Genomic DNA, 15035 nt, shown 5'->3' on the forward strand with positions numbered 1-15035 from the left:
TTATTCCAGCATTTTTTCAATCGGTAAAACCAAAATGGAACTGGCACCTAATGATTGAATGGTTTCCAAGGTATTCCAGAAAATCCTTTCACTGGAGACAACATGAACAGCGACTTTGTCAGGAGTGGCCGGCAGTGGCACGATCGTCGGCGATTCTGCCCCTGGCAAATGGTTGCAAATTTTTTCAAGAGCCATGGTTGGTGCATGAAAAACAATGTATTTACGTTCAGAGGCTTGCTGAACGGCTTTGATGCGGCGTGCCAGCATATCAAACAGAGCTTGTTGCTCCGCGGTGATGGCATGTGTGGATTGAATAAAGGTGGCTTGGCTTTTGAGAACCGTTTCCACTTCAATAAGTTTATTATCTTCCAGGGTTTGACCGCTTGATACCAAATCACAGATGGCGTCGGCCATGCCCATTCGGGGTGCGACTTCCACAGAGCCTGATAACACTAGCCTTTCGGCACGAATTTTTCTTTCATTTAAATATTGGGCCAGCAAATAGGGATAACTCGTGGCAATGCGTTTTCCTTCAAGACTCCCGGGGCCACGATAATCAAAAGATTCGGGAACCGCAATGGCTAGGCGGCAATAACAATGACCCAAAGGTAAAACCGTACGATATTGCTTATGTGGGGAATGCAAGGCGGCTTCAAACAGCACATTTTCACCGACAATGCCGCCATCGCATAATCCGTCAAAGACTAAAGTCGGGATGTCATCATCACGAACAAACAATAAGTCAATGGGGAAATTTTCGACATGGGTGACTAGAGCATTTTCCTTGATGCGAAACGTTAAACCGCAGCGTTGTAATAAATTGATGGATTCTTGGGATAATCGGCCTTTTTTCTGAAGAACCAAACGAAGTCTTTTGTTCACATGTTTTCCTGGCGCTCATAAATTAGGTTATAGCCACCGCTGCCTAGTGATAAACAGCGTGCGACGCGGGTAATAGTGGTTACACTAACGCCAGTTTCATCATGAATGGTGCGATAGGGCATGCCTTTGCGCAGCAAAGGAACGACTTGCCAGCGATCGGCCATCGCTTCCAATTCTGCCGGAGTGCATAAATCCGTAAAAAAAGCAGTGGCTTCTTCGGTTGATTTCAGCAAGCTGATGGCATGCATGAGGTGTTGCAGTGATTCTTGTTTGGTTATAGGATGTGATTTCATATTAATGTATTATTGTAATATAACATTAATGCATTATATAGAATACATAAGTGGCAATCAAGATAATTTTTATTATCCAAGCAACAAGAAGCAGAGAAAGCCTATTATCCTGCTTATAAAACCACATCCGCTCATGGCAGTATCTTCCACCTGGTCTCATGCATTCGTATGTAGATGATAACTACCAATGCTGCCAAGAATGGTTGAGCTGCGGAAATGATAAGAGGGTCAGTGTCGTCGCTTACGGTGGTGTACTTTTTACTGCATCCAGTAATATATTGATATAATGATCAGCAAAATGACCTGCCCATTCTGGTTTAATTAATGGCTCAGTATAAGTAAAACAACAGAAGGTTTGATGATGCATTGAAGTGACCGATAAATTGATAATTAAATCTCCCGCTTGTCGTGAAGAAGACGTAAAATAAGAGATTAATTCTAGTGGGCCATATCGTTTGGGAAAGGGAAGATAGCCTTTATTAGTCACGCAAAATCCCGAAGTGAATTGATGTCGCATCCGTGCCGACTCAATCTCTAATAAAGTAGATAATTGACTCGTATTGGCTGTATTAAATTCCATGGGAAGCAAAGCCAATTTTGGGATTTGAGCATTTAGCTGTTGTTCATATTGTTGTGCTAACTTCCAAAAAGAATCATCTGAAATGAGTGCAAACTGTGTGCCTACACAAGAGATATAACAACCAAAGTGCTCCAGGCCAATCGGTGGGTTGCAATAAGGTCTTAAATTGACTGGTGTCACTAATGCTGTATGCAATGGCTGTTGATCCATGCTTTGGGCGGTTAAGAGCATGGCGGCGTTAAACGCAGAATTGACTTTGATCTTGCGTTGACGACAGCACATCATTAATTGGGTACAATCAGCTTGCCGTATAATACGATAAACCTGTTTAGTCACGCGCTGTCCTAAAGGTTTATAATCTTGATAAAACACGGGCGTTTGTGCAATGGATTTTGGCGTAGTGTCCTGTGTAGATTTAGCCATTTTTACCAATATTTGCCGTGAGAGAAGTGTCTCTACTGCATTAAGCAATGGCAGTGGTGTAATGGTTATGGTTTTTTTACTGCTAATTTGCTTGTAATAAGTTAGTAATTCATTCATCAAATACACACATGACAAACCATCGGCAATCGCATGATGCACGCAAAAAATGATGTGATAGTCATTGGCTGATAACGAGTTAGTTTGTAGTAAAGTGACTCGCCATAAGTATTGTTCCGTAGGGAATAACTCGCTTAACTGTTGCTCTACGATGGTTTCCCAGTGTCTTGGGTCGGGATGCGATATGCATTGAATCGGAATGGCAGCAAACTTAGCATTCTCTTTAAAATAATAACCATCAGAGCGTTGCTCAATTGTGACGCGTAATAATGGATGACGCTGAAACAGCAAATCCCACGCCTGTTTAAAATGCGTAAAGTCCATTTGTCCACGGACATGCGTGGCGCTAAATACAGTGCCGGTCCCTTCTAACTGATCATGTAATAAACATAACGCTGTTTCCCAGTAACCCAATTTGCGCATTTGCATCAGTGCTCTCCGCAGGAAGATACATGCTATATACTTAGCATATACAATAAATATACTATAGTTATGCAAAGGTGTCTGACCCCATTGATGTTGATGTTGCAAACGGCAGTAATACAGCAAGAAGGGGCGGGATGGCGTGTTACTGATCGAGGATTCAATTGATGGTTTAATGATTCTCTAACCAACGTTTTATTTCTTGCATGCTTTCTTCAATCGTGCCCACAGCTTGCTGATACAGTTTTTCAAATAAGTCACGTTGGCCTGATTTCCAGTAGCGCTCAAGAAACTGACAAGCCATTTTGATTTTAACGGTGCCGACGTATACAGCACCTCCTTTGATTTTATGAGCAAGTTGTTGTGTTTTGTCCCAATCATGGGATTCATAAGCGGCTTTCATCAGAGCTAAATCCTTTGGCAATGAATCATTAATCATGAAGGTTAACATGTCAGCTAATATGGATTTGTTGCCAGTGGCCTTCATTCCTTCTTCAATGTCCAAGGTTGGAAACTTGGATAAATTAAACAATTCTTCCTCTTGTTCTGGTAAATCAGATAAATAACGTTCATCATTTTGTGATGTTTCTTCTTTGTGTCGTCCTGGAATAAAGGCATCGACGATGTCCGTACAGCTTTTTATGGTAAGTGGTTTAGTAAGTACCGCGTTCATGCCCGCATCAATGCAGCGTTTTTTATTTTCATCACCGGCATGAGCGGTGAGCGCTATGATTGGGACATGTGTGTTTTTTGCTAATTCTTGCATACGAATCAGGCGAGTCACTTCATAACCGTCTATGTCGGGCAGGCCAATGTCCATGAACATTAAGTTATAATGGCCCTGTTTCCATAGCTCAACCGCTTTTTTACCTGTTTCAGCGATGTCGGTGTCACAATGTAATTGAGCTAGAATTGTTTTGGCTACTGTTTGTGCAATAACATTGTCTTCTACTACAAGCACATGAGGTTGTTTTTGTTCTGGGTTGCGTCGGATGCATTTAATTTCATCAGCATAGGTGGTTTCATAAGGATGGTCGGTCATTTTTTCCAACTCCTCATCGATACCAAAATCATCATTAAGCAGTGATTCTTGCAGGGGTATAATACAAGTGAAACGTGTCCCTTTCTTAGGCTTACTTTCTACATAAATTTCGCCATCCAATTCATCAATAAACTGTTTGACGACTGAAAGGCCGAGTCCCGCACCTTTATAGATTCCTTGGTAAGAAGGTGTGAGTCGTTTAAACTGCACATAAATTTCTTGTTGCTTATCTTTGGGAATGCCTATACCTGAATCTTCTACTACTAATTTAAGAATCAATTCCCGATGATGGCGTTTTGCAAGCTTCACTGATAGTTTAACAAATCCAATATCAGTAAAATTTAGTGCATTGGCGATGAGTTCTAGCGCAATCCTGTGAAAACGCACTTTATCTCCAAGCACATAGGTTGGAATAGCGGCATCAACATCTAGTGAGAGCATCAATTTTTTTTGCGCGGCTTTTGCGCGATTCAATTCAATGATGTGTTGTAACGATTTTTTCAGATTAAATTTTTTCTTAAGTTTTGGAATTTCGCCGGAGCTGACACGAATGGCTTCAAGCACTTCGTCCAGTAAATCAAGAAGGGCATGGCTTGAGGCAACTAAATTATCTGCATACTCCTTCAGTTGAAGGCTCTTGGCTTCTGTCTTGATAATGTCTGCAAAACCAACAATACCCGTTAAGGGAGTTCGAATATCATGGCGCATGTTTTCAAGAAATTCAGTTTTTGCACGGTTTGCGATTTCTGCAGCATCTTTTGCAATATGTAATTCTTCTTCCATTTTTTTTCGTTCGGTAATGTCGACTGACACGCCTAGCATACCAATTATTTCTCCCTGTAAATTGTGGAGAGGGACTTTTTTGGATAAATAAATCTCTTTTGTACCATCAGGATAATATAATGGCTCTTCTAAAGTTAAAGGGATTCCTTTTTCCATCACAGTCTTATCAGCTTTCTTATAATAAGAGGCTGATTTTTCGTCGTAGAGGTCAGTATAAGTTTTCCCAACAATCGAATGCCTTGATTCAAGTTGTAATAATTGGGCCATGCTGTTGGTGCAACCAAGATACACAAAATCTTTATTCATCCAATAAACGCTCACTGGTATTTGAGCCAGTATATTTTCTATGTAGCGGTAAATCGTGTTTATATCTATAGGCGTCGTTTTGTTCTTATCAAGAAATTGTCCGGTCAGCATTTGATAGGCTATTTCATTATAAGTGAATTCATTTTTATCTCCTTGGGAGCTTTTGTTTTTTAATGATTTCTTTTTTTTATTCATAAAAGCTCCTGTCATCATAGGATGACTTAATTCAATGTTAATTAACGAGAATTCTATTAAATAATAGGACAAGGAATAATGAGAGACAAATCAAGAACTCAACAAGGATAGAGACATGAGATTACATGGATTCTAATAAAAAATCGCCTGTCTCATTATTAAGCATACTTAATTCAAAGAAGTGTTTATTTAAGGCTCTGTTCATTTTAGCTGCCAAAACTTGGATATTAGGCTCTGAGAATATACTTTCGTGATTTCCTGGGACTATATGAAGATCAATAGGCTTTGTTGAATAATTATCCCACCAATTCAAATCAGCTGCATACTGAAATATCTCGGTGAGTTCTTTTGCCTTAAACAAAATGAATTTTGTTTGAATCATGGGTAATTTATATTGAGTTAGCATTTGTTCTCTGTGCCATTGCAATTCCAGTAAGAATTGAGCATTAGCAATACGATGTTGTATGTAATTTTTTAATAGCCTTGTGTTTTGTTCCTTCATGATGTTTTGGAAATACACTTCATCATTTTGCAGCGAGGGATAAAACGCCCATCCATCAAGCGATAGGATGGCGGTTACAGTTTCACCTTGTTGTTGTAATTGTTTTGCCATTTCAACGGCAACGGTGCTGCCAAATGACGCTCCACCTAATAAATAAGGACCAGTGGATTGAATGGTTTGCATCGCATCGATGTAGTAACTTGCCATTTCTTCTAAACTCTTGAAGAGGAAATTATGCTTGTCTAGTCCTGGATCTTGTATTCCATATAAAGGGCGCTCTTTATCAAGATACAGGCCAAGATTTTTATACCAAAATACGCTGCCACCAATAGGATGAATCAAAAAAAGAGGTATTTTACTGCCTTCTTCTTTAATGGGGACAATAGGGGAATGAGTTTGATAATAATCGGACAACTCGACGGTAATAGTACCTTGAAGTCTTTCTATTGCTTTAGCTAAGGTATGAATAGTGGGATACTCAAAGAGCGTTCTAATTGTTACATGCACACAAAGCTTATCCTTAATAAACGAGATGATTTTCATTGCTGATAACGAATTACCACCTAAATCAAAAAAATCGTCATCAATTCCGATACAATCTATTTTTAAAGAAGAACACCATAAGTTTTTGAGTTCGTATTCAAGCACATTATGGGGTTCTCTACTTTGTTGTTTTAAACCCAGTTGTCTTACGGGTGTGGGAATATTTTTTCTATCAAGTTTGCCTCCAGGGGTCATTAATAAGTGGTCTACTACAAAAAATCGGCTCGGGATCATATAGTCAGGAAGCACTTTATTTAATTGAATACGAATGTCTGAAGCTGTGATGTGTGTTTTTTTATTCAAAACGAGGTATGCTGATAACGACAACGCCCCATTTGGACTGGATTCAGGGACTACAATGCATTGACGAATGGATGGAATCTTATCTATAGAGTATTCTACCTCATTTAACTCGATTCTATAGCCTCGAATTTTGACTTGGTTATCACAGCGACCATGGTACTCTAAAATACCTTTGGCGTTCCATTTCACTAAATCGCCTGTTTTGTACAATCTATTCTGTGAGTTGCTGCTAAAAGGATTTGTGACGAATTTTTCCTCTGTCGCTTGGAGATTATTTAAATAGCCTTGTGCCAATCCTTCTCCAGCAATGTAGAGCTCACCTGTGATTCCTGTAGGAACTAGTTGTCTGCGGTTATCTAAGACATAGACTTGAGTGTTCCTAATCGGTTGACCAATAAGACTGACATCCTTTGCTCCATCGTTTTCGGTGCACGTTAAGGTAACGGCATCAATAGTCGTTTCGGTTGGCCCATAGAGATTATGTAATTTAGCACCAGAGAGATTGTGTTTAAAAAAAATATTTATGGTTTCAGGGGTTAGGGCTTCACCACCACAAAATACATGATGTAGGGAAGTGCATGAATGAAAACCTTCCGTTGTGACTAATTCTTTTAAGAGGGAAGGAACTAACTGCAGCACGCTGACTCGATGTTTTTGCACTAACTTAATTAACTGTTTTGGGCTTGCATGGGTGTTATTAGGCGCGATAATGAGCTTGCCACCTACAAAAAGCGGCATAAAAAACTCCCAAACCGAGGCGTCAAAAGAAAAAGGGGTCTTTTGTAAAAATACATCAGACTCTTGAAAAACATAATTGTCTTGCATCCAGAGCATGTGATTGCAAATCGCTTTATGTGGGATAGCAACTCCTTTGGGATTTCCTGTGGTTCCTGATGTATAAATCACATACGCTAAATCTGAAGGTTTGTTGAGGCATTCCAGATTTTCTTGAAAAAACACGTTCTGATTTAAGATGGCGCTGATTTCAAGTATGGTTGTGTTGTATCCTTGTGATTTATTCCTGTTGGATTCTTTATCCATGAGTAACCAGCGACATTGACTGTCCTGGATCATATAGGTAATACGATCATCGGGATAATTGGGATCTAATGGAAGATAAGCTCCTCCTGATTTTAATATCCCTAAGATGCTTACGATCATTTCTAAGCTGCGGTTTAAACAAATCCCTACCAAATGATTGGGCTGTATTCCTTGATTTCTCAAATAATGAGCGAGAATATTTGCTTTTTGATTCAACTCATTGTAAGTCAATGAGTTTTCCTCAAAGACAGCAGCAATGGCATGTGGAGTTTTTAGGACTTGTTCTTCAAAATAGTGATGTAAAGGTTTTCTTGTATCAAATGTAGCCTGCGTATTATTCCATCTGACTAACAGATTATTTTTTTCTTCTGGGCCTAAGACAGATAATTCGAACAATTTCTTATCAGGATTGTTAATGGCGTCGTCTAATAGAGTCAAAAGATGGCCATTCATCTGCTCCAAAAAAGCATAGGATAGGACATAAGACGAATCCTGGGCGGTATGATGAATATAAAAGCCAGAACAATCTTCAAAACAATAGAGAGTTAATGGCGTATCAGCGCAGCACATGGTGGGATGTGCTTTATCCATAAATACGACACTCACATCCATTGCATGAACTGAGTTGCTTAATTCGGGGTAACGAATAAAGAGGTCTTTAGTAAAGGTTTTATGTTGATGTAATCTGGCATGGATGTCAGAGACTACTTGCAAAGCCTGTCTAAATGTCATGTTACTATCAAAATGGGTAGTTAATGGCACATGATCGGACAAAAATTGACTTAATTTAGGACTCGTTGCTCTTAATGCTTCGTGACTGAATGCTACGGATAAGTTTTTATAATTATTTAACCGATAAAAATACGCGAGGGCTGCTGTTAATAGAGCATTTTTTGCAACACTGGGCTTTTTGGAAAATTTGTTTATTTGTTTGAGCAATGTTTTAGGGATGGGGGTTGTTGGTTGGTGATTGCGTGGAGAATTGCCTAATTTAGGCAGTCGAGATAAAAAATTTGTCTTGGGAACACAATTTAAAAATTCATTAACCCAAAACTTCTCAATTTTAGGGCTGTGAGCTGGACTCTTGCCCAACTCAACAATGAAATCGCCGTTAATGGGATCCAATGGTGTATTAATTGTAAGTCCAAATCTATGAACTAAGGCATTCATTGGATGATATATTCCATTAAGATCAGTCAATTTTAATAAAGCAATATCATTTGTTGTTGTGGCAATTTGTAAACATTCGTTGGAACTTGCCACAATTCTTCCTGGTTTTAATCCTGAGGACGTATTTAATTTTTTATGGGATTTAACGACAAAAATCTCGCCATGGATGATGATTTTTGGCGTTACAAGTTGGTTGATGTACGGACCGAAGGTTAATGCTTTGCACAATCGATCAATCTGTTCTGCTGGCTGTTCCCATGAGATAAATCCAAAATGTTGCGGTTTGTTTTTCAATCCGTAATAGGAGCGAGCGCTTAAATTTTGTGGGGTAAGAACAATGGTACTGGCTGCTAGTTCATCAACAAGCTCACGAAAGGAGGAAACGGCATGTTCGTAGCATTTTAGGTTCAAAGTCAGTGCTGTATCTTCATCTTCTATTGGAAACGACGGTTGTTTTAAAATAGAACCTGCGTCAACGATTTCCTCCATTTTATGCCAGCTAATTGCATGGTGTGTTTCTCCATTAAGAATCGCCCAGGAAGTAGCATATAGCCCTGCATATCGAGGTAATGGTGAATTATGATAGTTGATTGCATAACAACGTGGGAGTTTTAAAATATTTGACGACAAGATTTGGCCGTTGACTATACTGAAAAGAAAATCAAAGGGTTGGTCTTTATAATGAGTCTCAAACTCTTTAATGTGGTTGATGTAAGGAATGGAATGGGTAGCACACCATAATTTAATGTGTTTTGATGGAGAGATTAACCCTAGTACTTGATGGTTTGCTGCCAATGTTATTTCTGCACATTGCAGTGTTAGATTATCATCTCCCACAATAAAGCAGCTAAATAAGTTTTTTTTAACCACGAAACTTCCTGTAGATACAGAATACTCAAAAAGTGGTTTTATTGTAATTTAAATAAATCAATTTGGTCAATCTTGGTTCATTGGTTGAGTGAAGCAAATGGCCCATGCATCAAGCTGATTTAATGGAATATTTATGATTTTTCTTCTGTATTCTTTTTATGGCGCGCACTATGAAGGATGAAAATGATAAGAATATTACTTTGTTTGAGTCTTTTTTTAGGCAGCAATTTACTCATTGCGAATCCATTGTGGCACTCTGGTTCCAGCTTAACGCCATGTTTTAACATGAATGAAGTAGAACGGATTGGAAAGCAAATCAGTGAGCTCTTTGCGCATGAATTTTGCGAAGAAAAAATTGATCAAAAAAAAATTGCTTCTATTAGTCAAAATATCCTGCCAATCATCATGAATGAATCCTTTCTAGGGGTAGCTCCGCCAGAACATTGGCAGCAATTAACCGATGATATTATAAAAAACTGTCTTGAAAATAATGATCTGTGTAAAAGAGAAGCACGAAAAGAGTTTGAGACGTGTATCAAGCCTAGAATTCCTTTGATCCTGGTGCAATTTGGTCCCTGGCTTGCTGAACATTGTTCACAATTGAATAAGTCATTCATTCAACAATGGTCAAATAAGAAAGCAATCCTTGAAAAGGCAATTAATGAAAACAAAGCACAGAATAATCCAGTTTTGCCTTGATATTTGCCGTTAACTCAGAAGTCTAAAAAATACGTTATAGAGTACTTACAGCTGTATTTTTTCTTCCTCTTTCATCTGTCAGACAGCTTATGCCTGAATACAATTGGAAGATCTTTCTTCAAGTATTGTCCCGCACAGAGTTTGTGATTTTTTTATTGGTTTTTGTTAACTTTTTGTTAATAATCACTTGTTATAATGCAAAAATTGTCCTTTTAAGTGATTTTTTAATCATGCTGAATATAAAAAGAATGGATGATGCCCGTCTTATATGGCATAAATTTAATTTAAAATATAAAGATTTATCTCCTGGTATTAGTCTTGAACGACAGGCTCTCTACACCAAGAAAGACGTATCCACTGATTTTTTACGTGACGTTTCAGCCAGAGAAACTGAATACACCGAGGCTGCGCAACGATTGCAAGCTTTTTGGAAAAGGTTGAGAAGCAAAGACACGTTAATCCAAGTGAACCCTAAGGGTAATCACAGTGGAGATTTCCACCATTTACTGAATTACCACCCCAAGAAAAATAATGGGATTAAAAAATCAATCAACAAGCGTAAGCTGGATGCGCTTTCGATGGCCATTGATGCAGGAAACTGGGGAGATGTTATTTTCAAGGATGCAACATTGCCTCAGCTTGCCTTGTCGTTGTTTGGTTCCGGAAAAATCAGCCAACAGCAGATTTATACCATTTTAGAGCGTCATCAAACCCTAAAAGACTATCCTTTAATGGCGGATTTTGAAATTTTAAATCCGGATGGCTCATTTAGTCATGCCGCAAAAGAATTACTTCTGCCTCGACTTAGGCAACGTTCTTATGTAAATGGTTTGTCCTCTGCGCAATTGGAAGAATTTCGTTTAATGATTGCTGCATTGCCCAAGTCTGAACAATACTTTTACGTCACTGAAAAAGGGAAACTTAAAGAGCATAGAGAGTATCGCCAGTTAGGTAATACTCTGACCCAGCTGGATGGGATTTTGAATGCTGGAGGCGCACTTTTTCATTTATCCGCGGGAGCTCGTGATGCTTTTGGGTTGGCAACGTTTGGTTTAAAAGAATACGTAAGACCCATGCCGCGGTTGGGTCAGCAAATGCTGGCTGATATTGAACACGGTGTGGCACATCGAGCAAGATACGCTGCCTTGAATTATCCAGACACAAAACCCTATGAAAACATTCATAATTATGAAGGGGTTAATGATCTGGAAGCCACCAGCCATGATGTTTATCATGGAAATGTCATGTCAACCATCCCTGAAAATTTTCTTAAGGCATTAAAACGGTTTGTGGACATATCCAGAACTCACACGGGTTGTCAATGGTCAAAAGAAATTTGGGATTGGGTGGATAACGATTATATTTATTTTTTTCATCGATATGGTCGCACGCCAAACACCGATGATATTGGTCGGTCAACTGAGCTTTTATGCGACATGTTGGCGTATGGTAACGGTACGACAGTTCGGAGCGTAAGCGCAGGCGGTTCATTGCTGAGAAGAGGTAGGCCTACTCCGCTCGGTATTTTGATCTTCCTTGACATGATTAAAAATCGTCTCGATTGGTTTGAATTAAATATCAATCCGGATCGATTAACCGGTCGTTTTGGATTTTATTATTCGCTTATCGACAAATTGTACGACGACTATCTGAAAGATGAAGAAGATGTTCGGATACAAGTCTTGAAAATTCAAGCTTATCTGGAGCTGCGGGATCAAGATCAGGTGCAATCTTTTAAAGCCGTGAATGAAATTATTGACGCTGAAAAACAAACTCTTTTAAGCAAGCTTGAGTTTAAGAAAAGGCCGAAAGCCGATGTGGATAAATTAAGCAATACCATTGAATTTAGGCTGGATAATGAACTGATTAAAATAAGCAGCTTACGAGAGATGGTAAAAAACCATTATCGCCATACTCACAAGGATACTTCACCTACCGCCGAAGGATATTATGCAAAAGCGATTCTTGAACTGGGCTATGAAAGGGTACCACAGGCTTCGGTCTATGCTCATTTAAGACAACAAGGTGCAACCGATCGTCATGCACAGTTTTTAGTAAAACCGACGTTGTCTAATTGGATGGCTGATAATCCATGGAAGGTAGTATTATGGTCGCTAACTCTGGTTGCAATTCCTTTTCTATTCATTTACGGTGCCATTCAGGTTTATTACGCTCAACAAAACTACGTTAATTTGAGCAAAAAAGTTACTCCTGTGGTAAGTCCTGCTCAAAGTGAAAGGGCTGGAGAGGAAGAGAGAGAGGCTGAGATATCCGGCGTGCAGTTAGGGGCATGGCGGAAAAATACACCCTCTAAGGGAGCGCTGGTACATGGCTCAACATTTCAGCAAGTTTTAGGGGAGAGGCCTGAACCACTGCCGGTGCATGCATCGTCCATAAGCCTGGGTGGAACAGCTAGCCAATAATTATGTTATTCTAAATAGTCATAATCAGTTAAATTTACAGACGGTAAGTTACCCTATGTTTGTAAGTTACAAAGTAGCATAGAGGATTATAATGAAAAAATGGATTTTTGCATGTTGTTGTCTGGTATCCATGCTGTCTTACGGAGCACCACTGCTCATCGGGACATTGTCTGATAATCCTCCTTTTGAGGAGGAGTCTTATAAAAAAAACAATCAGAATAATTATTTTGGTTTTGATATTGCGATCATGACTGAGATTTGTACCCACATCCAATCTCAATGTGATTTCAAGTCCTTTGACTTTCATCAGTTTCCTAATCTAATTAATAGTGGAAAAATAGATCTTGGCATTGCGATGATTATTATAACGCCAGAAAGAGAAAAGCAATTTGCCATTAGTCTTCCTTATCTAGATAGTTACCAGCAATTTATGACACTTGCTCATTCAAACTATCGCTCCATTGGGGAATTAACTGGAAAGCGCATTGGCGTTTATAAAGGATCTCCGACAAAAGCATGGGCGCTTAATTTTTTTAAAGGTCAGATAAAAATAGTGTCTTATCCTCACTCAACAGCGCTTTTGAATGCTTTGGATAAAAAGGAAGTGGATGCAATTATTACTGGACATTATTCCGCAGTTTTTTGGCAAGGCAATGCTGGCGGTAAATATAAATTCATTGGCGGAAAAACTCCAATAGGTGAGGGTTACGGTATTATTGCGAAACCAGGGCAGCGAGCGCTCATTAATAAAATTAATAGAGCATTATTAGAAATGGAAAATGATGGAACTTACCTGAAAATTTATACTCGATATTTCAGTAATTGATTTCTAAATAGGTAAATACAAGCCTATTGTAAGAGACTTCCTCAAGTGGACCGGTGTTTAATTATAATAGTTTATTGTGCATCCAGGATTTTATTAATTTATTTCTTAGGGGCGATTTATAATAAATCGCCCCTAACTTAATCATTAAGCGCTTTCATATAAAGGCATGCTGCCTTCTTCTTGATACTCAAGAATATCACCAGGCTGACACTTTAAATGGGTGCAAATCGCATCCAATGTCGCAAAACGCACGGCTTTTGCTTTACCATTTTTTAAAATGGATAAATTAGCTTCCGTGATACCAATGGCTTCCGCTAACTCTTTTGAGCGACATTTGCGCTTTGCCATCATGACATCCAAATTAACAATAATGGGCATCATTCATCTCCTTAGATTGTTAATTGGGCATCGGATTGCAGCTGTTGAGCCTCTTTGATAATCCATGAGGCGACTAGAATAATAAAGGCGGTAATAAGCGTTGACAGATTCGTTGATCCTAAAGAAATACTGACCATACGTTCTCCAATGGGGTTATTAAAGGTGAGGCTTAATGTAATAAGTGGTTGATAGATTAATTGGATGAGTTCACCAATTATCATGTAAATACTAATGTTTTTAATTAGAATAATATTTTTTTCTTCAAATAAATAACCCTGCCCATACAGATGAAATAAGCTGGCTAATTGACGACAAATTAAAACGGTGATGGATAATGGCAGGGCTTCGATGGCTAAGATAAGCAAACGATGAAGGAGAGAAAAATGATCTAAATCCTCAAGGTGATTTGGCAAGGTAAGATGCATCCATGCTCCTAATTTCACCATGCCTTGCAAGTTAAATAAAACAAGATAGGCAGTTACTAGAGGAATAGCCCAGCAAAGAGTACGAAAGAAAAGAAAAAGCAGGTGGCTCGTGAATTTTATTTTTTGCATGATAATTCCTTAGAATGATAAAAAATCGTATTATAATAAAAAATTATCGTTTTTCAATAAAAAATTATAGTTTTAAATGTTAAGATTGCATAAAACCCCAAGCCAGGCAGGAAGGAAAAATAAGGAAGGCATTGCCTGCTATGAACTCTTAATCCCAATATAAAGCGCAAAATCTTTTGTACCACGGTATACTTCAAAATCAGCGTTAAAATTTCGCTGATGTGCATTTTGTGATGCAAAATAATTCCAAACATATTGCCAGGTTTCAACCACAGCTTGAGGAACCACGCTGTTATTTTCAAAGACAAGGTAATAACCTGATGGAATATGGATGGTACTCCATTCAGTGCTTTCTTTTTCTTTATCTACGGTGACTCCGGCAGTCACTGTATAATATCCAGTTGCATCGGATTCGTAGTCAGAATACACCCCAAAAATCGGTGAATGAGGCACGCGATTAATCACCTTATCGGCAATATTTTTTGAGGAAAACTCTTCCCACAGCGTTGGTAATTTGGCTGTTTTTTGATTAAATTCGTCACGGTTTATGGTTCTTACGCTTAAACCCATGACGGTAAAGCCGTTAATATGCGTTACTTTTGGTGTTATAGGCATGGGATAACTCCTTTCGCTTTAATTCGTTATATGGCACCTAAGTCATCAAGTATACGTGTTATGAATG

11 protein-coding genes are annotated in these 15035 nt (G+C 38.7%); 3 read left to right on the top strand and 8 right to left on the bottom strand.

The window, feature by feature from the left end; all coding sequences use genetic code 11:
• From hisG to E1O52_RS02115, 5 genes are all read right to left on the bottom strand, one after another.
• Positions 1–882: an ATP phosphoribosyltransferase gene (hisG, locus tag E1O52_RS02095; RefSeq protein WP_133127059.1), complete on the bottom strand. Its 882-nt coding sequence runs from the start codon at positions 880–882 to the stop codon at positions 1–3.
• Positions 879–1175, bottom strand: a complete 297-nt coding sequence (locus E1O52_RS02100; RefSeq protein ID WP_133127060.1) for a YerC/YecD family TrpR-related protein — start codon at positions 1173–1175, stop codon at positions 879–881. Before E1O52_RS02100 ends, hisG begins: the two co-directional genes overlap by 4 nt.
• Positions 1176–1416: 241 nt before the next feature.
• A complete protein-coding gene (locus E1O52_RS02105; protein WP_133127061.1) occupies positions 1417–2724 on the bottom strand; it encodes a condensation domain-containing protein in 1308 nt (435 codons plus the stop codon).
• A 166-nt stretch (positions 2725–2890) separates the two neighbouring features.
• A complete protein-coding gene (locus tag E1O52_RS02110) occupies positions 2891–5044 on the bottom strand; it encodes a response regulator (protein ID WP_242602127.1) in 2154 nt (717 codons plus the stop codon).
• A 121-nt stretch (positions 5045–5165) separates the two neighbouring features.
• Positions 5166–9473, bottom strand: a complete 4308-nt coding sequence (locus E1O52_RS02115) for an amino acid adenylation domain-containing protein (protein WP_133127062.1) — start codon at positions 9471–9473, stop codon at positions 5166–5168.
• Positions 9474–9656: 183 nt separating this feature from the next.
• Here E1O52_RS02115 and E1O52_RS02120 point away from each other — a divergent pair, with 183 nt between their 5' ends.
• The 3 genes from E1O52_RS02120 to E1O52_RS02130 all read left to right on the top strand — a co-directional run bounded on the left by E1O52_RS02120 (position 9657) and on the right by E1O52_RS02130 (position 13421).
• Positions 9657–10172 (top strand): hypothetical protein, encoded by a 516-nt coding sequence (locus E1O52_RS02120; RefSeq protein WP_133127063.1) that lies wholly within the window; start codon positions 9657–9659, stop codon positions 10170–10172.
• 230 nt (positions 10173–10402) lie between these two features.
• Positions 10403–12595 (top strand): hypothetical protein, encoded by a 2193-nt coding sequence (locus E1O52_RS02125; RefSeq protein WP_133127064.1) that lies wholly within the window; start codon positions 10403–10405, stop codon positions 12593–12595.
• A gap of 91 nt (positions 12596–12686) precedes the next feature.
• Positions 12687–13421 (top strand): transporter substrate-binding domain-containing protein, encoded by a 735-nt coding sequence (locus E1O52_RS02130; RefSeq protein WP_133127065.1) that lies wholly within the window; start codon positions 12687–12689, stop codon positions 13419–13421.
• A gap of 144 nt (positions 13422–13565) precedes the next feature.
• Here E1O52_RS02130 and E1O52_RS02135 read toward each other — a convergent pair whose 3' ends face one another.
• From E1O52_RS02135 to E1O52_RS02145, 3 genes are all read right to left on the bottom strand, one after another.
• Positions 13566–13799 (bottom strand): helix-turn-helix domain-containing protein, encoded by a 234-nt coding sequence (locus E1O52_RS02135; protein ID WP_133127204.1) that lies wholly within the window; start codon positions 13797–13799, stop codon positions 13566–13568.
• Positions 13800–13810: 11 nt separating this feature from the next.
• On the bottom strand, positions 13811–14353 hold the full coding sequence (locus E1O52_RS02140; protein WP_133127066.1) for a DUF2975 domain-containing protein: 543 nt from the start codon (positions 14351–14353) through the stop codon (positions 13811–13813).
• A gap of 138 nt (positions 14354–14491) precedes the next feature.
• Positions 14492–14968, bottom strand: a complete 477-nt coding sequence (locus tag E1O52_RS02145) for a GyrI-like domain-containing protein (RefSeq protein ID WP_207384156.1) — start codon at positions 14966–14968, stop codon at positions 14492–14494.
• Positions 14969–15035: the final 67 nt, after the last annotated feature.

Origin of the sequence: Legionella nagasakiensis (assembly GCF_900639915.1) — a bacterium.
Taxonomy (GTDB): domain Bacteria; phylum Pseudomonadota; class Gammaproteobacteria; order Legionellales; family Legionellaceae; genus Legionella_A; species Legionella_A nagasakiensis.

What these genes read in the sequence shown, in the direction of transcription:
- E1O52_RS02140 (WP_133127066.1), bottom strand. Translation starts at nt 14,353, where the DNA reads ATGCAAAAAATAAAATTCACGAGCCACCTGCTTTTTCTTTTCTTTCGT.
- E1O52_RS02100 (WP_133127060.1), bottom strand. Translation starts at nt 1,175, where the DNA reads ATGAAATCACATCCTATAACCAAACAAGAATCACTGCAACACCTCATG.
- E1O52_RS02120 (WP_133127063.1), top strand. Translation starts at nt 9,657, where the DNA reads ATGATAAGAATATTACTTTGTTTGAGTCTTTTTTTAGGCAGCAATTTA.
- E1O52_RS02135 (WP_133127204.1), bottom strand. Translation starts at nt 13,799, where the DNA reads ATGCCCATTATTGTTAATTTGGATGTCATGATGGCAAAGCGCAAATGT.
- E1O52_RS02130 (WP_133127065.1), top strand. Translation starts at nt 12,687, where the DNA reads ATGAAAAAATGGATTTTTGCATGTTGTTGTCTGGTATCCATGCTGTCT.
- E1O52_RS02110 (WP_242602127.1), bottom strand. Translation starts at nt 5,044, where the DNA reads ATGAATAAAAAAAAGAAATCATTAAAAAACAAAAGCTCCCAAGGAGAT.
- E1O52_RS02105 (WP_133127061.1), bottom strand. Translation starts at nt 2,724, where the DNA reads ATGCAAATGCGCAAATTGGGTTACTGGGAAACAGCGTTATGTTTATTA.
- E1O52_RS02145 (WP_207384156.1), bottom strand. Translation starts at nt 14,968, where the DNA reads ATGCCTATAACACCAAAAGTAACGCATATTAACGGCTTTACCGTCATG.
- E1O52_RS02125 (WP_133127064.1), top strand. Translation starts at nt 10,403, where the DNA reads ATGCTGAATATAAAAAGAATGGATGATGCCCGTCTTATATGGCATAAA.